The organism is Paenarthrobacter sp. DKR-5 (assembly GCF_018531425.1).
Lineage (GTDB): Bacteria > Actinomycetota > Actinomycetes > Actinomycetales > Micrococcaceae > DKR-5.
Genome location: NZ_JAHBOI010000001.1, coordinates 303,551 through 324,850 on the forward strand (window position 1 = coordinate 303,551; position 21,300 = coordinate 324,850).

Genomic DNA, 21,300 nt, shown 5'->3' on the forward strand with positions numbered 1-21,300 from the left:
TCCGGGCGGCCCAGCCGCATCGCCTGCCCGGTCCGTGTCCAATTGCCGGGTTTCCATCAGCCACTGTCGTTTCAGTCAGCCGCCCGTGTTGCACCGACAGCAGCTGACCAAAACAGCAGCGAAATACGTGGCAACGGTTTGCGTAGCACGGGCACCAGTCCAGGCCGGAAACGCCGGAGGGCCGCACTGCCGAAGCAGCACGGCCCTCCCGCCCAGGACCCGGACGGTCGCCCTCAGCCCTTGACGGCGAGGGCCTCCACCTCGGCGAGCACGCCGGGGAACAGCGGGTGGTCCGGCTCAAGCCCGGTGATCCGCCGCACGGCCTCCAGCGGCTCCTCGGTCCGCAGGATCTCCTCCAGTTGCACGCTCTCCTGGTCCTCGGGCACCCGGAAGCGCAGAGCAGCCCCGATCGCAGCCAGCAGGGCCGACGGCGTGGTCCCCCGCTCGGCGAGCTCCGCCGCGGGTCCGATGAACCGCTCGTGCCGGCTGAGCTTGCGCAGCGGTGCCCGGCCCACCCGCACCACCGTGTCCGGCAGGTAGGGGTTGGCGAAGCGTGTGAGGATCTTCTGCACGTACGCCTCCTGCTCGGCCTCGGCGAAGCCGTGCTTGGCAACCAGCAGCGCCTTGGTCTCCTCAAGCACCGCCCGGACCTTGGCGGCCACCGCGGGATCGGCGAGCGCGTCGGAGATCTTCTCGTGCCCGGCGGCGAAACCGAAGTACGCGCTGGTGGCGTGCCCGGTGTTGACCGTGAACAGCTTGCGTTCGATATAGGGAGCAAGGTCCTCCACCCAGGTGACGCCGGGGATGTCGGGCTCGGCGCCCTTGAACGGACCACGTTCCACGGCCCACTCAAAGAACGTCTCCACCGTCACGTCCAGGCCCTGGCCCGGCTCCTGGTTGGGCACGATCCGGTCCACCGCGGTGTTCGCGAACACCGCTCGGCCCTCCAGTGCCGGTGCATCCGCGGGGTAGGCCTTGCGGATCTCCTCGGCGAGCAGATCCGTGGCGTTGATCGCGTTCTCGCACGCCATCACCTGCAGCGGCGCCGCGCCGTCGGCTCGGGCGGCGAGGCCGCGGGCGATCACGGGCGCCACGAACCTGAGAATGTTCGGCCCGACGGCGGTGGTGACGACGTCGGCCCCCGCGATCTCCTGGACGACGTCGTCTTCGGCGGTGCCGGAGTTCAGCGCACTGAAGTCGTCCACGGTGAGGGTGGCCGAGTCCTCCCCCACCGTGTGGACCTGGTAGCTGTCGGCGGCGCGAAGCTGGTCGATCAGCGCCTCCGCGACATCGGCAAACACGACGTGGAAGCCCCCCTGGTGCAGCAGCAGTCCGACGAAGCCGCGGCCAATGTTGCCCGCACCGAAGTGGACTGCCCTCACTTTTCGTTCACCTTTCCGAGGATGGCCAGGATTTCGTCCTGCCCGGCGGCCTGTTCAAGCTCGGCCACCTTCTCCTTGTCGGAGAAGATCCGTGCGATCGCCTGCAGGATGCCGAGGTGCTCGTCGTTGGCGCCGGCAATGCCGACCACGAACTTCACCGGCTTGCCGTTCCAGTCAATGCCGTCCGGGTAGCGGACGAAGGACATGGCGGACCGCTTGATCAGGGACTTTGCCTGGTTGGTGCCGTGCGGGATCGCCAGCAGGTTGCCCATGTAGGTGGACACCGACTGCTCGCGCTCGAAGATGGAGTCGATGTAGGCCGCCTCCACCGCGCCGCTGTCGACCAGCAGCTGGCCCGCTTCACGCATCGCCGCGTCACGGTCCGTCGCAGTGCCGGTCGGGATCACCCGGTCCCGGGTGAGGATCCCGGCCTCGGCGGTTCCGCCGCCGGCCGCAGAAGGCGCGGCGGCCGCGGCTGCGGCGCCGGCCGGGGCAGAGACGCCGGCAACCGAGGCTGCGGCGGGAGCAGGGGCTCCGCCTGCCATCGCCGGCTCGCCGCCGGCAGCCGGGCGGGCGTTCTCCTCGCGGATGAGCTCAACGACCTCGTCGTACGCCGGACTGTTCATAAAGTTTTCAACCGAGACGTGCCGGGCGCTCTGGGTCTTTGCCTGGGCGCGGTCGGTGAGGTCCTGGTGGCTGACGACCAGGTCGTATTCATCCTTCAGGGCGGCGATGGAGGCGTTGGTGACCTTGACGTCGTTGAACCCGGCGGCCTTGATCTTGTTCCGCAGCACTGAGGCGCCCATGGCGCTGGAGCCCATGCCGGCGTCGCACGCGAAGACGATGCTGTGGATCGGTCCGGCCGCGGCTCCGGCTGCGGCGCCGCCGGTCAGGGCGGAGGCCACGGAGCTCTTCTTGCCCTTCATGGATTCCATCCGGCCGGTCGCGGCGAGCAGGTCGCCCTCGTTGCTCTTGTCCTTGCTGGTGCGCAGGATGATAGAGGCGACGATGAATGAGACCGTGGCAGCCAGCACCACCGAGAGCAGCACCCCGAACAGGCTGTTCACCGGCGCCATCGCCAGCACCGCGAAGATGCTGCCGGGGGAAGCGGGCGCTCGCAGCCCTGCGCCCGTGACCACGAGGGTGAAGATGCCGGTCATGCCGCCGGCGATGGTGGCCAGGATGATAACCGGCTTCATCAGCACGTACGGGAAGTAGATCTCATGGATGCCGCCGAGGAACTGGATCAATGCAGCCCCGGGGGCCGAGGCTTTGGCCAGGCCCTTGCCGAAGAGCGAGTAGGCCAGCAGCAGGCCCAAGCCAGGGCCGGGGTTGGCTTCGAGCAGGAACAGGATCGATTTGCCCTGCTCCAGGGACTGCTGGGTGCCCAACGGAGTGAGAATGCCGTGGTTGACGGCGTTGTTCAGGAACAGCACCTTGGCAGGCTCGATCAGGATCGAGGTGAACGGCAGGAGCCCGTTGTTGACGAGGAACTGCACGCCGCCGCCGGCCGCGCTGCTGAAGGCGGAGACCACCGGACCGATGGCCAGCATGCCGAAGACCGCCATGATGGCTGCGACGATGCCGGCCGAGAAGTTGCTGACGAGCATCTCAAGGCCGGCCTTCACCTTCTCGTGCCAGAGCTTGTCTGCGTGCTTCATGACCCAGGCGGTCAACGGACCCATGATCATGGCACCCATGAACATGGGAATCTCCGTGCCCACGATCACACCCATGGTGGCAACTGCGCCGACCACGCCCCCGCGCACCTCGTAGACCAGCTTGCCGCCGGTGTAGCCGATCAGCAGCGGCAGGAGGTAGGTGATCATCGGAGCGACCAGCTTGCCCAGCGTCTCGTTGGGAGTGAAGCCGGTCGGGATGAAGAACGCAGTGATGGCGCCCCAGGCAATGAACGCCCCGATGTTGGGCATGATCATTCCCGAAAGGAAGGTGCCGAACCGCTGCACCGCCACCCGGGCGCCGGCGCCTCGGGGGGCGGCTGTAGCTGCTGTACTCATAATCGTTCCTCTTCTTAGGGGTTGTAGAAACGGTCTGTTTCGGAGCGGGTAGCAGCGCCGGGAGTCCTGCTGGAGATCCGGTGCAGCCATTCAAGGAAAAGCTTGAGTTCGGAGCTGGAGAGCTGCTCCGGATTGGAGGCTTCGAGCGCGGCGTTGAGCGCGATGGCGGCCACCACCACCGACGATTCCGCGCTTGCCAGTCCCGCAGGGGACAGCGAGCCGTCGGCTTGGACCGCCGAAATGACCGCCTCGCGGGTCATCTCGGACAGGTGCAGGTCCCGCTCCGTTTCGGGGGCGGAGATGAGCATGAGGGTGACGCCCACGTTGGCCGCGAGGATGCTTCGCGCGGCCTGCTGCGGGGACACCCTCAGGGCACCGGCGATGGCGGCCTTTTCGAGCAGCTCCTTCATGGATCCCTCGGCGTCGGCCACCAATGCGGGGCGACGTTCAGGCCGGATGTTGCCGAACATCACCAGGTAGAAGCTGGGGTGCTCGAGGCCGAACTGCACGTGCCGGTCCCAGACCCGGCGCAGGTCCTCGAGCGGATCGCCGCTGGGCGCGAAGTCCCGTTCCTCCGCCAGGTACTGCTCGAACCCGGAGGCCACCACCGCATCGAAGAGCGCTTCCTTGTCGCGGAAGTGGTGGTACAGGGTGGGGGCCTTGACCCCCGCCATCTGGGTGATCTGCCGGGTGGAGACATCCCCGCCGGCGGACTTCGCCAGCAGGGCAGCAGCCGCCTGCAGCAGCCGCTCCCTCGCCGGCAGACCCTCGTTGCTTCGCACGGCGCTACCTTAGCACCTATAGCACTGCTATATGAAGTGGGTCACACTGTCGCGGCGGCTAGTGTTGTGCCATGACGCTGACACCGCCGCCCGCCAAAAAGGTCCCCACCGAGCGCACACACCACGGCCACACCTTCGTGGACCACTACGAATGGCTGCGGGACAGGGACAGCGCCGAGGTCAAGGCCCACCTCGAGGCGGAGAACGCCTACACGGATGCGGTCACCGCCGGGCAGGAGCCGCTGCGCCAGGCGATCTTCGACGAAATCAAGAAGCGGACGCAGGAGACCGACCTCTCGGTGCCCGGGCGCAAGGACCAGTGGTGGTACTACAGCCGCACCGTGGAGGGCCAGGCCTACGCCATCCACTGCCGCGTCGCGGCGCGGGACACCGGCGACCAGGCCGCGGACTGGACGCCTCCGGCCGTGGAGGCGGGCCGGCCGGTGGACGGCGAGCAGGTGCTGCTGGACGGCAACGCCGAGGCCGAAGGCAAGCCGTTCTTCTCCCTCGGGGGCGCCGCCGTCACCCTGGACGGCAACCTGTACGCGTACGCGGCGGACTACGCCGGGGACGAGCGGTTCACCCTGCGGGTGAAGGACCTCTCCACCGGAGAACTGCTGCCCGACGTCGTCGAGAACGTCTTCTACGGGATCGCTTTCTCCCCGGACGGCCGCCGCCTCTTCTACACGGTGGTCGATGACTCCTGGCGCCCTTACCAGGTGAAGGCGCACACCCTCGGCACCCCGGTGGAGGACGACGTCGTGCTCTACCAGGAGGACGACGTCGCCATGTGGACAGGCTTCGAGCTGTCCGCGGACAGGATGTCGCTGGTGGTCTCGATCGGGTGCTCGGAATACAGCGAGACGCGGGTGCTGGACCTGGCCGACCCGGCTGCGGAACTGCTCACCGTGATCCCGCGGGACGCCCGGATCCTCTACGAGGCCGAGCCGGTCACCCTCGACGGCGAGCGCCAGTTCATCCTGACGCACAACCGCAACGCGGTGAACTCGATGGTCAGCCTGCTGCCGGCCTCGCAGCTGGGCAGGCCGTTGGAGGACCAGCGGTGGACCACCGTGATTGCCCACGATGACGAGGTGCGCGTCAACGGTGCCGCCGTCACGAAGACGCACCTGCTCGTCTCAGTGCGCAAGGACACCATCGAGACCGTCCGCCTGCTGCCGCTCGAGGGCCTGGGCACGGACCGGCAGCAGGAGGCGGCGGAGCCCCGCTTCGATGAGGAGCTCTTCACCTGCCACCTCTCCGGTTCGGACTACGAGTCGCCGCAGATCCGGTTGGGCTACACCTCCTTCCTCACCCCGCCGCGCGTCTACGACTACGTCCTGGCCACCGGTGAACTGCTGCTGCGCAAGGAAACACCTGTGCTTGGCGGCTACGATCCGGAGCGCTACGTGGCCGAACGGGCATGGGCGACGGCGTCGGACGGCACCCGGATCCCGCTCTCGGTGATCCGCCGCGCGGAACTGGCGCAGGACGGCAGCCACCCGGCCGTCATCTACGGCTACGGCAGCTACGAGGTGAGCATGGACCCGGCCTTCGCCGTCGCCCGGCTCTCGCTGCTGGACCGCGGCATCATCTTCGTCATCGCCCACATCCGCGGCGGCGGCGAGCTGGGCCGGCCCTGGTACGACGCCGGCAAGAAGCTGAACAAGAAGAACACCTTCACCGACTTCGTGGACGCCACGGACTGGCTCGCCTCCTCCGGTTGGGCGGACCCTGCCCGGATCGCCGCGATGGGGGGCTCCGCCGGCGGCCTGCTGATGGGCGCGGTGGCCAACCTGGCGCCCGGGAAGTACGCCGCCATCCTGGCCCAGGTGCCGTTCGTGGACGCGCTGACCACCATCCTGGATCCGGACCTGCCGCTGTCGGCCCTGGAGTGGGAGGAGTGGGGCAACCCGATCGTGGACCCGGAGGTCTACGAGTACATGCGCTCCTACACCCCGTACGAAAACCTGCGCCCGGCCGCCTACCCGCGGATTGCCGCAGTCACGAGCTTCAACGACACCCGCGTGCTCTACGTCGAGCCGGCCAAATGGGTGGCGGCACTGCGCGAAGTCACCACGGGCGGCGCCCCGGTGCTGCTGCGCACCGAGATGGACGGCGGCCACGGCGGCGCCAGCGGCCGGTACGAGCAGTGGAAGAACAGGGCATGGGACTACGCCTTCCTCGCCGACGCGCTGGGCGCCACCGAACTGCTGCGCTGATCTTGTCGCCCTGAGCCGGGCCGGCGACTCCCCCGCCGCTTGACAGCGGCACCCCCGCGGGTATTACCTAATGAACATTCGGTAAATAACTGTGAGAGGTGCCACATGCCCGACATCGACGTCGAGTCGCTCACCGCTGACCTTGCGCATCCGATCCTGGAGAACGACTACGCCACCCGCTGGATGGGCGTCGAGGTCCTTACCCTCGAACCGGGCCTGGTCCGCATCCGCATGAGGGTGCGCCAGGAGATGCTCAACGGCTTCGGCATCACCCACGGCGGAATGATCTTCGCCTTCGCGGACACGGCCTTCGCCCTCGTCTGCAACGACCCGCTTGGCGACGGCGGCACAAGCACCGTCGCCACGGGTGCCGACATCAGCTTCCTGCGCGCCACCCGCCTGGACGACGAGCTCACGGCCACCGCCACACTGCGCAGCCACCAGGGCCGCACCGGAATCTACGACATCCAAGTGACCACACCGGGCGACGACGGCAGCGACGTCGTCGTCGCCGAATTCCGCGGCCGCAGCCGCACCGTCAGCAACACCGCCATCAGCAAGAAATAAGAGGCTTCCCCGTGACCACCCTTGCCACCGCATCAGCCGCCGACTCCGCCCAGCCCGCAGCCGCCACGGGCGCCGACCAGCCCGCTACCCTCGACGCAGAGGAGCGCATGAGCCGCGACGAGCTCGAAGCGCTTCAGCTCCGGCGGCTGCAGCACACCGTCGCGTACGCCTACGAGAAGGTCCCCCTGTACACGCGCAAGTTCGACGACGCCGGGGTGCACCCGAGCGACCTGAAGGAGCTCAGCGACCTCGCGAAGTTCCCGTACACGACCAAGGAGGACCTGCGCCAGTCCTACCCGTTCGGCATGTTCGCGGTCCCCCAGCGGGAGGTTGCCCGCATCCATGCCTCCTCCGGCACCACCGGACGCCCCACCGTCGTCGGCTACACGAAGAACGACCTGAGGAACTGGGCGAACCTGGTGGCCCGCTCGATGCGCGCCTCGGGGGTACGGCCGGGCCACAAGGTGCAGGTCTCCTACGGGTACGGCCTGTTCACCGGCGGCCTGGGCGCCCACGCCGGCGCCGAGGCGCTGGGCACCACCGTGATCCCGATGTCCGGCGGCCAGACGGAGAAGCAGATCCAGCTGATCCAGGACTTCGAGCCGGACGTCATCATGTGCACGCCCACCTACCTGCTGACCATCATGGACGCCATGCAGCACATGGGCCTGGACCCGCGGGCCACGTCGCTGAAGTACGCCGTTCTCGGCGCCGAGCCGTGGACCGAGGAGATGCGGCACGAACTCGAACTCGGGCTGGGCATTGACGCCTGCGACATCTATGGCCTCTCGGAGGTCATGGGCCCGGGGGTGGCGGGCGAATGCGTGGAAACCAAGGACGGCGCACACATCTGGGAGGACCACTTCCGCCCCGAAATCGTCGACCCGTTCGACATCTCCAAGGTGCTCGGCGACGGCGAGCACGGCGAACTGGTCTTCACCTCCCTCACCAAAGAGGCACTGCCGATCATCCGCTACCGCACCAAGGACCTGACCCGGCTGCTGCCCGGGACCGCCCGGCCCTCGATGCGCCGGATGGGCCGGATCACCGGCCGCAGCGACGACATGATCATCCTGCGCGGCGTGAACCTCTTCCCCTCGCAGGTGGAGGAGATAGCGCTGCGCATCCCCGCCCTGAGCCCGCATTTCCAGCTCGAGATCACCCGGCCCGGACGGATGGACCAGCTCACGGTCAAGATCGAGCCCCGCGACGGCACCACTGCCGAGCAGCGCGAGGCGGCCGGGGCGGATCTGGCCAAGCAGATCAAGATCCACATTGGCTCCACCGCCCGGATCCACGTCGTCGAGCCCGGCAGCCTCGAGCGCTCCAACGGCAAGCTGCGCCGCATCTATGACCTGCGGGAGAAGGCCTGAGCGGCCCCGGACCGACCGTCCGGTCATGAGAGACTAGCCGGTATGCCCAGCTCCAACGGAACCACCACCGCCGCGCGCCGCGGCCGCCCCGGCTACGACCAGCAGTCGGTCCTGAAGATCGCCGTCGACGTCTTCAACCGGCACGGCTACGACGCCACGTCGATGGGCATCCTGGCCGACAACCTGGGCATCTCCAAGTCCGCGATCTACCACCACGTCCCGTCCAAGGGGGACCTGCTGCGGCTCGCGCTGGAACATGCGCTGGGCGGCCTCGAGGCCATCCTGACGGCCCCGGGCGCCAACGAGGGGCCGGCGGACGCGCGGCTCGAGTTCGTACTCCGGCACACGGTCGCCGTGCTGGTGGACCGGCTGCCCTTCGTGACGCTGCTGCTGCGGCTGCGCGGGAACACCGACGTCGAGCGGGAAGCACTCGAGCGCCGGCGCGCCTTCGACCACCGCGTGGCGGCGCTGGTGGCGGCGGCGCGCGACGAGGGCTCGGTCCGCAAGGACATCGACCCGCGCACCACCACCCGCCTGATCTTCGGGATGATCAACTCGATCGTGGAATGGTACCGGCCCGGCGGGACGCTCTCCCCCTCCAAGCTCGCGGACGACGTCGTCGCCGTCGCCTTCGAGGGCCTGCACAGCTGACCCGAAGACCCGCGTTCCCCTGCGCGAACGGCCGCTAACGGCGACTTTTTCCGACGAAAGGTCGCCGTTAGCGGCCGTTCGCGCAGTCAGCGGAAGAAGCCGATGAGCACGGGCGCGAGGACGTCCGCGGCGACGGCGTGGTCCTGGCCATCGATCTTTTGCGCCCTGGCTCCCGGAACGGCGGCCACGACAGCCTCCGCCGACGCCGCGGCCCACGCCGGGCTCGCCCCGCCGTACAGTGCCAGCGTGGGCGCGGTGACGGCGGCGAGCCGCTCTGCCGGAACCGAGCCGTCCCCGGTGATGGCGACGTCGTACGGGAGCGTATGGGCCAGTTCCAGCAGGGCCGGCCACCACGGCGTCTTCGTCATGGCCTCGTCGAAGTCCGCTCCGGTGAACCGGATGAACATTTCGACGGCGGCTCCCCGGTCCCCCGCCGCCAACGCCTTATCCAGCCGCGCCGGCAGCCCGGCCTGCGCCTCGTTGTCCTCGGACTGGGTCAGGTACGGCGGTTCGTACACCGCGAGCCGGCTGACCCGCTGGTCTGCCGCGGCGGCCTCGAGGGCCAGGATCGCCCCGGACGAGTGGCCGTAGACGCACACGTTGTCCCCGGCTGCGTCGATCACGGCCTGCAGGTCCTCGACTTCGCGGGCGACGGCGTAGGGCTGGGAGTCGGTGCTCTGCCCGCGGCCGCGGCGGTCGTAGGCGTAGACGGTGAAGTGCGGGGCCAGTTCGGTGGCGAGCGGTCCCGCGGAATGCCTGCTGTTCAACGCTCCGCCGACCAGGATGACGGCCGGCCCTGAGCCGCTGCTCTGGTAGGCGATAGTTGTTCCGTCAGCAGAGCGGGTGGTCATGGACATGGCAATCCCCCTTCATCCGGCGGCCCGGGCGGCTCCGGCCGGTACGGGGTGAAACCCTAGTGGATCCGGGCCCGCTTCTGAAGAGGCATTCCTCCCGGCGAGCGGCCAGCAACGGCGGCCTCTCTTCGGAACATCCCGCCGTTGCCGGCCGTTCGCGCCCCGGGTGAACTCTTGCGGAACAAACCGGAAATACCGGATTTTCGGGCCTTACCGCCAAGTAGATTGCTTTTGGCAACAACCACTTTCCTCGCTCCGAGGCAGCTGGGCGCCGGCCACGGCCGCGCCCACGGAATGATTGGACACCCATGAAGTACATCAACAAACGCGTCGCGGCCGTCACGGGCGCCGCAGCGCTGGCCACGTCGGCATTCGGTGCCGGATTCCTCGGCATGCCTGCCGCCAGCGCACAGGACAGCGCCGGCTCCACGGCCACCCCGATCAAGCACGTTGTGGTGATCTACGGCGAAAACGTCTCCTTCGACCACTACTTCGCCACCTACCCCAAGGCCGCCAACACCCCTGGCGAAACCCAGCAGGGCTCGGGCGCGAAAGCCGCGACCTTCAAAGCCTCGGACGACACTCCGAAGAACATCAACACGCTGGCCAACGCCGGCCTGCTCGCCCCCAACAACCCGAACTCGGCCCAGCCGGAGCGGCTCTCCCCGTCGCAGGCAGTCACCTGCGACCAGAACCACGAGTACACGGCCGAGCAGAAGGCCTACAACGGCGGCGCGATGGACAAGTTCGTCGAGAACACCAGCACGGACGCCTGCGGCACCAACCAGTACGGCCGCAAGGGCCTGACCATGGACTACTACGACGGCAACACCGTCACCGGGCTGTGGAACTACGCGCAGAACTACGCGATGAGCGATAACCACTTCAGCACCACCTTCGGCCCCTCCACCCCGGGCGCGCTGAACCTGGTCTCCGGCCAGACCCACGGCGTGAAGGAATTCACCGCCGCGGGCCAGCCCGCCACCACCCCGTCGGCCGGCAGCTACACCGTGCGCCAGCCCGACGCCAGCGGCGTCGGCACCGTCATCGGCGACCCGGACCCGGTCTACGATGACTGCTCCAACTCCAGCCACGCCAAGTCGAACAACCTCGCCGGCATGACCGGCACCAACGTCGGCGACCTGCTCAACAAGAAGGGCGTGTCCTGGGGCTGGTTCCAGGGCGGCTTCGCTCCGACGACGGCGGCCACGGCCTCCGCGCCGGCTGCCTGCAAGTCCAGCCACACCAACGCCGCCGGTGCGACCGTCACTGACTACTCGCCGCACCACGAGCCGTTCCAGTACTACGCCTCCACCGCGAACCCGCACCACCTGGCCCCGGCCAGCGACGCGGAGATCGGCCACAGCGGCCAGGCCAACCACCAGTACGACCTGAGCGAGTTCGACAAGGTCGTCAACACGGACAATCTGCCCGCCGTGTCCTTCCTCAAGGCCGGGATGTTCCAGGACGGCCACGCCGCCTACTCGGACCCGATCGATGAGCAGAACTTCATCACCAAGACGATCAACCAGATCCAGAAGTCCAAGAACTGGGACAGCACCGCCGTCGTCCTCGCCTATGACGACTCTGACGGCTGGTACGACCACGTCGCCGCGAAGGTGAAGAACTCCTCCAACACGGCCGACGACGCCGCCTGGTGCCAGAACGCCGCGGCCAGCGGGGTTCCGATGGCCGGCGGCTACGCCGACCGCTGCGGCCCCGGCCCGCGCCAGCCGCTGGTGATCGTCTCCCCCTTCGCGAAGAAGAACTTCGTGGACCACACTCAGACCGACCAGGCATCGATCCTGCGCTTCATTGAGGACAACTGGTCCACCGGCCAGATCGGCGACGCCTCCGCGGATGCGACCGCTGGTTCGCTGAGCGCCATGTTCAACTTCCACCATGAGCGCCAGGACAAGGTGCTGCTCAATGAGCAGACCGGCGCCGTCGCCTCGATCCTGCACGGCAACCACGCCCGCGGGGACGAGCGCAGCGGCCAGTAGGCACACCGCGCTGCAGCGAACGGCCGGTTACGGCGGCTTCCCGCGAGGGAAAGTCGCCGTAACCGGCCGTTCGCGCTTAAGCCTTGCTGCTCGGGTCTTAGTGCTTAGTGCTTTTCGACGAGGGTGAGCACGTCATAGGCCGCGACGATCTCGTCCCTCTGGTTGTGCAGGACGGCGTCCCAGCGCACCTCGCCGTATTCGTCCGTCACGCGCGGGGTGATCTGCTTGCAGGTCAGGGTGACGCGGATGGAGTCCCCGGCGGCCACCGGCGTGATGAAGCGCAGGTTCTCCAGCCCGTAATTGGCCAGCACCGGCCCCGGTGCGGGCTCGACGAAGAGCCCTGCGGCCCAGGAGAGCAGCAGGTAGCCGTGCGCCACGATGCCGGGGAAGAACGGGTTCGCCTCCGCCGCCTCCTGGTTGGTGTGCGCGTAGAACGTATCCCCGGTGCTCTGCGCGAAGGCGCTGATGTCCTCCAGGCGCACCTCGCGCAGGCCGGAGGCCACGCCGTCGCCGATCCGCAGCGTCGTGAGGGATTTCCGGAAGGGGTGCTCGACGTCGGCCGATCCCCCGAAGGCAGGGTCCCCCGCCAGCCGCTGGGCCGCGCCGGTGTGCCAGACCCCGGTGACGGCCGTAAGCATGTCCGGGGAGCCCTGCAGGGCGGTGCGCTGCATGTGGTGCTTGACCGAGCGGATGCCGCCAAGCTCCTCGCCGCCGCCCGCGCGCCCGGGTCCGCCGTGCACCAGGTGCGGGACCGGGGAGCCGTGCCCGGTCGAGGTGCGGGCGTCGTCCCGGTTGAGCACCAGCACGCGGCCGTGGTGTGCGGCGATGCCCGTCACGAGGGCGCGGGCAGTGTCCGGGTCGTTGGTTGCGACCGTGGCCACCAGCGAGCCGGACCCGAGGGCGGCCAGCCGCACGGCGTCGTCGAGGTCCGTGTAGCCGATCACCGAGGTGACCGGGCCGAAGCATTCCACCGAGTGGATCTCGGGGGTTTCCGGGTCCTCCCAGGTCATGACGACCGGACCCATGAACGCTCCCCGGGCATCGGTGCCGGTGCCCTCCGCGCGGGTGACGGCCGGGTCATCGAGCGTGCCGTAGGCGATCTCGCCGCCGGCGTCGATCAGCCGCTGGACCGAGGCGCGCACGTCGGCGAGCTGCTCGAGCGAGGCCAGCGCGCCCATGGTCACGCCCTCCGCCCGCGGGTCCCCGAGCACCACGCGCTGGTCCACCCGGGCCGCGGTGGCTGCCACCACCTCTTCGACCAGCTCCCGGGGCACGATGGTGCGGCGGATGCTGGTGCACTTCTGCCCGGCCTTGACGGTCATCTCGGTTACCAGGGACTTGATGAACGCGTCGAATTCCGGCGTGCCGGGGACGGCGTCAGGGCCCAGGATGGCCGCGTTGAGCGAGTCCGTCTCGGAGGTGAAGCGGACCCCGCCCTGGACGACGTTCGGGTGGCCCTTGAGCGCGTTGGCAGTGGAGGCCGAGCCGGTGAAGGAGACCAGGTCCCGGTAGTCAAGCACGTCGAGCACCGTCCGCGCGGACCCGGAGATGAGCTGCAGCGAACCGGCCGGCAGGATGCCGGACTCGACGATCACGCGCACGGCTGCCTCGGTGAGGTACCCGGTCGGGGTCGCCGGCTTGACGATGCTGGGCACCCCGGCCAAAAATGCCGGCGCAAACTTCTCCAGCATGCCCCAGACGGGGAAGTTGAACGCGTTGATTTGCACGGCGACGCCGGGGATCCGGGTGTAGATGTGCTCGCCGAGGAAGGAGCCGTCCTTCGAGAGGGTCTCCACCGGGCCCTCGACGATGACATTGGCGTTGGGCAGTTCGCGCCGGCCCTTCGAGGAGAACGTGAAGAGCACCCCGATGCCGCCGTCGATGTCGATCATCGAGTCGATTTTGGTGGCGCCGGTGCGGGCGGAGACGTCGTAGAGCTCCTCGCGGCGGCCGTTGAGGTAGGTGGCGAGCTCCTTGAGCTTGAGCGCCCGCTCATGGATGGTGAGCTGCCCCAGCTCGCGCTGGCCGACCGTGCGGCCGTGGGCGACGACGGCGGCGAGGTCAAGGCCGTCCGTGCTGACCAGGCCGAGAATTTCACCGGTGCTCGCATCGCGCACCTCGGCACCGGAACTTACGGCGGCGGGGGTCCACCAGGCATCGAGCACGTAGCTCGGGACGACGGCGGTTTCAGTCGCGGCAGCGGTCATCGTTGACGGTTCCTTCCGGGAAACAGCGGCGCCCGGAGATAAACTGACCGGGCGTTCGGTAATATAGCTAGCGTACATGAAGGTGCTGCGATGCACAGCAGCTGCGAGGAGGCCCCCCTTGAGCGAGCAAAGCCCTGCCGAACCCTGGACGATCGTGCTCGGCGAGCTCGACGAGAAGATGGGCGTGAAGATCCTTGAGCAGTCCGCCGAGCGCGTCGTGGCGACCATGCCCGTGGAGGGGAACCGGCAGTCTTTCGGGCTGCTGCACGGTGGCGCCTCGCTGGCGTTCGGGGAGGCGATTGGCTCCTGGGCGGCGGTGATCCATGCCGGACCGGGCCGGTCCGCCGTCGGCGTCGATGTTTCCGCCACGCACCACCGCTCGGCGCGCAGCGGCACTGTCACAGGCATCGCCACGGCCCTGCACCTGGGCCGCACCACCACCAGCCATGAGGTGGTCCTCTACGACGAGCAGCAGCGCAGGCTCTGCACGCTGCGGATCACCAACCTCATCCTGGACCGGCCCAAGCCCGGCGAGTAGGCCCCGGCGGATTCCTCCGCCGCCCCTGTCCGGGAGCGGATTCGTCCGCCAGAATTGCTGCATGCGCACCGTCGGTGTGGAGGAGGAACTCCTTATTGTGCAGCCCGGCACGGGCAACCCGCTGCCGTTGGCGGCTCAGATGCTCGCGCGCCACGAACGATCCGGCCACCAGCAGCGGATCCCGCCGCTCAGCGCGGAGCTGCAGCAGGAACAGATCGAGTGCGCCAGCCAGCCGCACGCGTCGCTGGAAGAGCTCGGCCGTGACATCGCCGGCGGCCGTGCCCTGGCCGGGAGCCTTGCCGCGGAATTCGGGGCAGAGGTGGCGGCGCTCGCAAGTTCGCCGCTGCCGGTCACGCCGCACACGTCCGCGGGCAGCCGCAACGACGCCATGACCGACCAGTTCGGGTTGACCACGCGCGAGCAGCTCACCTGCGGCTGCCATGTGCACGTGGCGGTCGAATCGGACGAGGAGGGCGTAGCCGTGCTGGACCGGCTGGGCCCCTGGCTGCCCGTGCTGGCCGCCCTGAGCACGAATTCCCCGTTCTGGAAAGGCTCGGACAGCGGCTATGCGAGCTTCCGGATTCAGGCCTGGAGCCGGTGGCCGACGTCGGGCCCGACAGCGCCGTTCGGGTCGGCCCGCGCCTACCGGACCCTGGTCGATGAGTTGATCACTTCGGGGGTGCCGCTGGACCGGGGCATGATCTACTTCGACGCGCGCCTCTCCGAACGCTTCCCCACCGTGGAGATCAGGGTCGCGGACGTGTGCCTGGACGCCGACGACGCCGTCCTCCTCGCCGGTCTGACCCGCTCACTGGTGGAGACCGCCGCCGAGGACGCGCGGCGCGGGCGCACGCCGCCGGACATACCGGTGCCGCTGCTGCGGCTGAGCTCCTGGCGTGCCAGCCGCTGGGGCCTTGACGGCCTGCTGATGCACCCGGGCGACGGCCGGCTGTGCCCGGCGCCCGAAGCCGTGGCGGCGCTGCACCGGCATGTGTTCCCCGCCCTGGAGCGGCGGGGCGACGAGGACCTGGTCGGGGAGCTGCTCAGCCGGGCGCTGGCACGCGGCAACGGCGCCCGGCGGCAGCGGACCGTTTTCCGCCGGTCGGGTTCGCTCGCCGCCGTCGTCGCCGACGCCGTTGCAGCCACCTAAGCCGCGCGCCGCGGCCTAGGACCGCGCACTGCGGGGTAAGGCGCGCGGGCCAGGTCTCGGGTCCTGCCTACGCCTCGGACCAGTCGAAGAAGCCTTTGCCGCTCTTGCGGCCCAGCTCCCCGCGCGCCACCTTCTCGCGCAGGATCGCCGGCGGGGCGAACCTCTCCCCCAGCATGGACTGAAGGTACTTGGCGATGCCCAGGCGCACGTCGAGGCCGACAATGTCGGTGGTCCGCAGTGGTCCGACCGGGTGCCGGTAGCCCAGCACCATCGCTGCGTCGATGTCCTCGGCGGAGGCGACCCCCTCCTCGAGCATCCTCATCGCCTCCAGAGCGATGGCGACCCCCAGCCGGGAGGAGGCGAAGCCCGGCGCGTCATTGACCACCACGGCTGTCTTGCCCAGCGTCTGCACCCACTCCTTGGTCGCGGCAGCCAGCTCGGGGCCCGTGGCCGGCCCGAGGACCACCTCCACCAGCAGGGACGCCGGCACCGGGTTGAAGAAGTGCAGGCCGCAGAACCGCTCCGGCCGGCGTAGCTGCCCGGCGAGCTTGGCGACGGACAGGGACGAGGTGTTGGTCGCCAGCCACGCATCCGGGCCGAGCCGGCCCTCCACCTCGGCGAGCGCGGCGGACTTCAGCCCGAAGTCCTCCGGGACCGCTTCCACCACGAGGCCGCAGCCGGTGAAGTCACCGTAGTCGGTGGAGGTGCGCAGCTTCGCGGCATACTCCTCGGCCGTGCCGTCCGCGGTGCCGCGCTGCACGCTCTTGGCGACGGCGTCGAGTACGCGCGTACGCGCTGCGTCGGCGGCAGGCTCGTCCCGCTCGACGACGACCACGTCGGCTCCCGCGATGAGGAACGCGTGCGCGATCCCGGCTCCCATCCGGCCGCCGCCAAGCACTCCGACCCTGGAGGGTACGCTCATCGTTCTTCCTTTCCGGCCGGAGCGTCGCTCGGGCCTGCCGGCGCCGGGGCGTCCTTCGCCCGGGAGGCCTTCCTGTCCAGGAAGGCCTGCATCCGGTCGAATTTGGCCTGGCTTTCAAAGAGGATTCCCTGCGCCAGCTCGTCGATGACCGGATGCGCGGCGGCGGGAGCATGGAACACGGATTTGGTGATCCGCAGCGCGAGCGGGTCCTGCCGCCCGATGCGGTCCGCGAGGGCATGCGCGGCCGCCAGCAGCTCACCGGCAGGGTGCAGTTCGGTGACCAGGCGTGCCGCGAGGGCCTCCTCGGCGTCGAGGATCCGGCCGGCGAGCAGGATCTCCTTGGCCAGCGGCTCCCCCACCAGTTCCTTCAGCCGCCAGCTCGCGCCTGCGGCGGCGAGGATACCGAGGCCCGCTTCGGGGTTGCCGATCTTCAGCCCGGGCGTGCCGATCCGGAAGTCGGCGGCGAAAGCCAGCTCCGCGCCGCCGCCGAGGGCGTATCCGTCCATCGCGGCGATCACCGGCAGCGGCAGCTTCGCGATCCGGACGAAGATGCCGGAGTTGATGCCGGCGAGCGCATCGTCGCGCCGCCGCTCGCGCAGCTGGGCAATGTCCGCACCGGAGGCAAAGATGCCCCCGGTGCCGGCGAGGATGAGGATGCGCGGACTGCGCTCAAGTTCGGCGCAGACGGAGTGCAGCTCCTCGACCATCGTCTGGTCGATGGCGTTGCGGACGTCCGGCCGGTCCAGCAGGACGGTCCAGCGGTCGGGGCGTTCTTCGACCTTGAGGGTGCGGTAGTCCATCAGACACGCTCCAGCAGCATGGCGGTGCCCTGCCCGACGCCGACGCACATCGTGGCGAGGCCGCGCCGGGCGTCCTCGCGTTCCATCCGGCCGAGCAGCGTGATGGCGATGCGTGCTCCGGAGGAGCCGAGCGGATGCCCGAGCGCGATAGCACCGCCGTCGGCATTGACGATTTCCGGGTCGAGGCCCAGCCGGCGGATGCAGGCCAGGGACTGGGTGGCGAACGCTTCGTTGAGCTCGACGGCACCGATGCTGTCGAGGGAGAGCCCTGTCCGCTCGAGCACCTTGCGGGTCGCCGGCACCGGTCCAATGCCCATGATCTCCGGGGGCACGCCCGCCGACGCGCCATCCAGGATGCGGGCACGCGGAGCCAGCCCCATGCGTTCGACGGCGCTCTCGGACGCGACCACGATGGCGGAGGCGCCGTCGTTGAGCGAGGAAGCGTTGCCGGCGGTGACGACACCGCCGGACTTGACCACCGGCCGCAGTCCGGCCAGAACCTGCAGGCTGGTTTCGGGGCGCGGTCCCTCGTCCACGGTGACCGTGCCCCTGCGGGTTTCAACCCCGACGATCTCGGCGTCGAACCGCCCGGACGCGATGGCGGCGAGTGCGCGCTGGTGGGAGCGCAGCGCGAATGCGTCGGCATCCTCGCGGGTGATGCCATCCACGGCCGCCACTTCCTCAGCGGTTTCCGGCATCGAATAGGTGGCCTTGTCACGCTGCTTGAACAACGGGTTGGTGAAACGCCAGCCGATCGAGGTGTCCACCAGTTCGCCGGGCCGGGCGAAAGCCTTCTCCGGCTTGGCGAGGACCCAGGGAGCGCGGCTCATGGACTCGACCCCGCCGGCGACGACGACGTCAGCGGCCCCTGCTTTGATCATCTGCGAGGCCATGATGATGGCGGAGAGGCCGGATGCGCACAGCCGGTTCACCGTGATGCCGGGAACCTCGTCCGGCAGGCCGGCGAGCAGGGTGGCCATCCGGGCGACATTGCGGTTGTCCTCGCCGGCCTGGTTGGCGCTGCCGAGGATGACCTCGTCGATCGACGCCGGGTCGATGCCTGCCCGCTGGACCGCCTCCTTGACCACCAGTGCGGCCAGGTCGTCGGGCCGCACGCCCGAGAGCACGCCCCCGTACCGGCCCACCGGTGTCCTCGCCCCGCCCACCAGATACGCTTCCGCCATCGGATCTCCTCGCGTCATTGCGGCAGGGTGAACCCGCTGCTTATTACCGACCGTTCGTTCTATAAATATTCCATGCGCGTTCCCGCACGGTCAACCGGACGCTATCGCGGGCTCCGGCGCGCCGGTTCCGGGTCGGAACCTGCGCGCACCTCTCTTGGCATCGCGCCCTGCGCACTTTAGGCTCCCGGGCATGGCGTACGTCATCCAGGTAGCGGTCGACACCAAGGACTCCCATGCCCAGGCGGACTGGTGGGCCGAAACCCTCGGCTGGGTGGTGGAACCCAGCGATCAGGCCTTCATTGACGCGATGATCGCCCGCGGGAAGGTAACGAATTCTGCATCTCCTGACCCCCGCCGGGACCTGGTTCCCCGCGGGGGCCTGGTTCTCCGCCCGGGGAGGTGAAACGGGCGTCCTGCGCGCGAAGGGCCCGGTGCGGGCGGTTTCTCCTCCCGGTGCGAATAGCAGCCCGGCTCCGGGTCCCTCCTGTGCCAGCGCCCCGGTTCCGGCCGGTGTTCGCGCTGGCCTTAGACTCGGTAGGTGAGCACAGATCTTCCCGGCAAGGTTTCAGACCTCTTCGACCCGGTCCGGTGGCGCACCGTGCAGGGCTTCGACTTCGAGGACATCACCTACCACCGCCAGGTTGACCGCTCCGGCTCCGCCCCGAAGGACCTTCCCACGGTCCGGATCGCCTTCAACCGTCCCGAGGTGCGCAACGCCTTCCGCCCCGGCACCGTGGACGAGCTCTACCGGGCCCTTGACCATGCCAGGATGACGCCGGACGTCGCCACCGTGCTGCTGACGGGCAACGGCCCGTCCCCCAAGGACGGCGGCCACTCGTTCTGCTCGGGCGGGGACCAGCGCATCCGTGGCCGCGACGGCTACCGGTACGCAGAGGGCGAGACGAAGGAGACCATCGACCCGGCCCGCGCCGGCCGCCTGCACATCCTTGAGGTCCAGCGGCTCATGCGCACGATGCCCAAGGTCGTCATCGCCGTCGTCAACGGCTGGGCAGCGGGCGGCGGCCACAGCCTGCATGTGGTGGCGGACCTGACCATCGCTTCCCGTCAGCACGGCAAGTTCAAGCAGACTGACGCGACTGTCGGCTCCTTCGACGCCGGCTACGGCTCGGCGCTGCTGGCCCGGCAGATCGGACAGAAGAACGCGCGCGAAATCTTCTTCCTCGCCCGCGAATATTCCGCCGACGACATGGTCCGGATGGGCGCCGTGAACGAGGCAGTGGACCACGAACGGCTGGAAGAGACCGCGCTCGAGTACGCCGCGGACATTGCCCGCCAGTCCCCGCAGGCCATCCGAATGCTCAAGTTCGCTTTCAACCTCGCCGACGACGGCCTGGCCGGCCAGCAGGTGTTCGCCGGGGAAGCGACGCGGCTGGCCTACATGACGGATGAGGCAGTCGAGGGCAAAGAGGCCTTCCTCGAAAAGCGCGACCCGGACTGGTCCCGGTTCCCCTACTACTTCTAGGCGCCTGACCGGCTCCGCAACTTCTAGGACAGCATGGAACTGGACCCTATCCTCACCGCCCTCGCCGCAGCCCTCGCCGGCGAGGGGCCCGCCGTCGAACTGCTTGCCGGCCCGGCCCCGGAAGACCGACCCGGTCCGGAGGACGAATTCGAGGACGTTGCCGTCATCGTGAACACCTCCGGCTCGACCGGGACACCGAAGCGGACCGCCCTCTCCGCGGGCGCACTGGCTGCCTCCTCGATGGCCACTGCCATGGCCCTGCGCGGCGAGGGGCAGTGGCTGCTCGCCCTGCCGGTGCACTACGTCGCAGGGGTCCAGGTCCTGGTCCGCTCGCTCTATGCCGGCACCCGGCCCTGGGCCATGGACCTCTCCGCCGGGTTCACCCCGGAAGCCTTCACCGCCGCGGCGCAGGAACTGACGGACCGCACCCGTTTCACCTCGCTGGTCCCCACCCAGCTGCGCCGCCTGCTGGAGAACCCCTCCCCCGGCACGCTGGACGCGCTGCGCCGGTTCAACGCGATCCTGCTCGGCGGCGGCCCCGCCCCCGGGTCCCTGCTGGAACAGGCCCGCACCGAGGGTCTGCAGGTCGTCACGACCTACGGCATGAGCGAGACCTGCGGCGGCTGCGTGTACGACGGCGTCCCGCTGGAGGGCATGCAGGTCAGGCTCGACGGCGAGCGGATCCTGCTGGGCGGGGACACCGTCGCCGCCGGCTACCTGGGCCGGCCGGACCTGACGGCGGAGCGCTTCTTCGAGGAGGACGGCGTCCGCTGGTACCGCACCGAGGACCTGGGCGCCCTCGACGCCGAGGGGCGCCTGACGGTGCTCGGCCGGGCCGACGACGTCATCATCACCGGGGGCCTGAAGGTGTCCGCCGCGCAGGTCCAGAAAGCCCTCGAAGCCATCGACGGCGTGCAGGGCGCTTTCGTCACCGGCCTGCCGAGCGAGGAATGGGGCCAGACCGTTGCCGCGTTCGTCGCCGGGTCCGATCCGGCGCACGTGCGCGATGCCGCCGTCGAGGCACTCGGCCACCGGCTTGCCCCGAAGATCATCCACTGCGCCGCCGGGCTCCCGCTGCTGCCCAACGGCAAGCCGGACCGGATGGCCATGACAGAGACCCTGCGCAGCGCCGGCGACGCCGGACACTGACCCAACCCGAAAGGA

Annotated in this window: 18 protein-coding genes; 10 read left to right on the top strand and 8 right to left on the bottom strand. The window is 69.2% G+C overall.

The genetic code is table 11. The annotated features are described in order from the left end of the window. Positions 1-233 precede the first annotated feature (233 nt). Genes KIH31_RS01485 through KIH31_RS01495 form a run of 3 tightly spaced genes read right to left on the bottom strand, consistent with a single transcriptional unit; the run spans position 234 to position 4,182 of the window. Positions 234-1,382, bottom strand: coding sequence for a mannitol-1-phosphate 5-dehydrogenase (locus KIH31_RS01485; RefSeq protein WP_214425285.1), 1,149 nt, complete (start codon positions 1,380-1,382; stop codon positions 234-236). Continuing rightward, the gene (locus tag KIH31_RS01490) at positions 1,379-3,400 is read right to left on the bottom strand and encodes a PTS mannitol transporter subunit IICBA (protein ID WP_214425286.1); all 2,022 of its coding nucleotides are present in this window, start codon (positions 3,398-3,400) and stop codon (positions 1,379-1,381) included. Before KIH31_RS01490 ends, KIH31_RS01485 begins: the two co-directional genes overlap by 4 nt. Positions 3,401-3,414: 14 nt before the next feature. Beyond that, a complete protein-coding gene (locus tag KIH31_RS01495; RefSeq protein ID WP_214425287.1) occupies positions 3,415-4,182 on the bottom strand; it encodes a TetR/AcrR family transcriptional regulator in 768 nt (255 codons plus the stop codon). 71 nt (positions 4,183-4,253) lie between these two features. Between KIH31_RS01495 and KIH31_RS01500 the strand changes: the two genes are divergently transcribed. The 4 genes from KIH31_RS01500 to KIH31_RS01515 all read left to right on the top strand — a co-directional run bounded on the left by KIH31_RS01500 (position 4,254) and on the right by KIH31_RS01515 (position 8,995). Next, complete coding sequence (locus KIH31_RS01500; RefSeq protein ID WP_214425288.1) at positions 4,254-6,404, top strand: S9 family peptidase; 2,151 nt, start codon at positions 4,254-4,256, stop codon at positions 6,402-6,404. A 105-nt stretch (positions 6,405-6,509) separates the two neighbouring features. After that, the gene (paaI, locus tag KIH31_RS01505; RefSeq protein ID WP_214425289.1) at positions 6,510-6,971 is read left to right on the top strand and encodes a hydroxyphenylacetyl-CoA thioesterase PaaI; all 462 of its coding nucleotides are present in this window, start codon (positions 6,510-6,512) and stop codon (positions 6,969-6,971) included. Between the two features lie 107 nt (positions 6,972-7,078). Further along, complete coding sequence (gene paaK / locus KIH31_RS01510; RefSeq protein WP_214425642.1) at positions 7,079-8,344, top strand: phenylacetate--CoA ligase PaaK; 1,266 nt, start codon at positions 7,079-7,081, stop codon at positions 8,342-8,344. Positions 8,345-8,386: 42 nt separating this feature from the next. Beyond that, entirely contained in the window at positions 8,387-8,995 is a 609-nt protein-coding gene (locus KIH31_RS01515) for a TetR/AcrR family transcriptional regulator (protein ID WP_214425290.1), read from the top strand. Positions 8,996-9,081: 86 nt separating this feature from the next. Here the strand turns inward: KIH31_RS01515 and KIH31_RS01520 are convergent, their stop codons facing one another. After that, positions 9,082-9,852, bottom strand: a complete 771-nt coding sequence (locus KIH31_RS01520; RefSeq protein ID WP_214425291.1) for an alpha/beta fold hydrolase — start codon at positions 9,850-9,852, stop codon at positions 9,082-9,084. A gap of 305 nt (positions 9,853-10,157) precedes the next feature. Here KIH31_RS01520 and KIH31_RS01525 point away from each other — a divergent pair, with 305 nt between their 5' ends. Continuing rightward, positions 10,158-11,852 carry a phospholipase C gene (locus KIH31_RS01525; RefSeq protein ID WP_214425292.1) on the top strand — a complete coding sequence of 565 codons (1,695 nt, stop codon included), beginning with the start codon at positions 10,158-10,160 and terminating at the stop codon, positions 11,850-11,852. 104 nt (positions 11,853-11,956) lie between these two features. Here KIH31_RS01525 and paaZ read toward each other — a convergent pair whose 3' ends face one another. Continuing rightward, entirely contained in the window at positions 11,957-14,059 is a 2,103-nt protein-coding gene (gene paaZ / locus KIH31_RS01530; RefSeq protein ID WP_214425293.1) for a phenylacetic acid degradation bifunctional protein PaaZ, read from the bottom strand. Positions 14,060-14,237: 178 nt separating this feature from the next. On the opposite strand from paaZ, the gene KIH31_RS01535 reads away from it, so the two are divergent. Then, positions 14,238-14,597 carry a hotdog fold thioesterase gene (locus KIH31_RS01535; protein WP_250545409.1) on the top strand — a complete coding sequence of 120 codons (360 nt, stop codon included), beginning with the start codon at positions 14,238-14,240 and terminating at the stop codon, positions 14,595-14,597. Between the two features lie 61 nt (positions 14,598-14,658). Beyond that, positions 14,659-15,747 carry a glutamate--cysteine ligase gene (locus KIH31_RS01540; protein ID WP_214425295.1) on the top strand — a complete coding sequence of 363 codons (1,089 nt, stop codon included), beginning with the start codon at positions 14,659-14,661 and terminating at the stop codon, positions 15,745-15,747. 67 nt (positions 15,748-15,814) lie between these two features. On the opposite strand, the gene KIH31_RS01545 is transcribed toward KIH31_RS01540, so the two are convergent. The 3 genes from KIH31_RS01545 to KIH31_RS01555 are packed head-to-tail and all read right to left on the bottom strand — an operon-like array spanning position 15,815 to position 18,653. Continuing rightward, positions 15,815-16,669, bottom strand: coding sequence for a 3-hydroxyacyl-CoA dehydrogenase family protein (locus KIH31_RS01545; protein WP_214425296.1), 855 nt, complete (start codon positions 16,667-16,669; stop codon positions 15,815-15,817). Next, a complete protein-coding gene (locus KIH31_RS01550; RefSeq protein WP_214425297.1) occupies positions 16,666-17,469 on the bottom strand; it encodes an enoyl-CoA hydratase/isomerase family protein in 804 nt (267 codons plus the stop codon). The genes KIH31_RS01545 and KIH31_RS01550 overlap by 4 nt, the downstream gene beginning before the upstream one ends. Next, positions 17,469-18,653 carry an acetyl-CoA C-acyltransferase gene (locus tag KIH31_RS01555; RefSeq protein ID WP_214425298.1) on the bottom strand — a complete coding sequence of 395 codons (1,185 nt, stop codon included), beginning with the start codon at positions 18,651-18,653 and terminating at the stop codon, positions 17,469-17,471. Before KIH31_RS01555 ends, KIH31_RS01550 begins: the two co-directional genes overlap by 1 nt. A gap of 190 nt (positions 18,654-18,843) precedes the next feature. Here KIH31_RS01555 and KIH31_RS01560 point away from each other — a divergent pair, with 190 nt between their 5' ends. The 3 genes from KIH31_RS01560 to menE all read left to right on the top strand — a co-directional run bounded on the left by KIH31_RS01560 (position 18,844) and on the right by menE (position 21,285). Then, entirely contained in the window at positions 18,844-19,056 is a 213-nt protein-coding gene (locus KIH31_RS01560; protein ID WP_214425299.1) for a VOC family protein, read from the top strand. Between the two features lie 135 nt (positions 19,057-19,191). After that, a complete protein-coding gene (locus KIH31_RS01565; RefSeq protein WP_214425300.1) occupies positions 19,192-20,136 on the top strand; it encodes a 1,4-dihydroxy-2-naphthoyl-CoA synthase in 945 nt (314 codons plus the stop codon). A 33-nt stretch (positions 20,137-20,169) separates the two neighbouring features. Beyond that, complete coding sequence (menE, locus tag KIH31_RS01570; RefSeq protein WP_214425301.1) at positions 20,170-21,285, top strand: o-succinylbenzoate--CoA ligase; 1,116 nt, start codon at positions 20,170-20,172, stop codon at positions 21,283-21,285. The last annotated feature ends 15 nt before the right edge of the window (positions 21,286-21,300 follow it).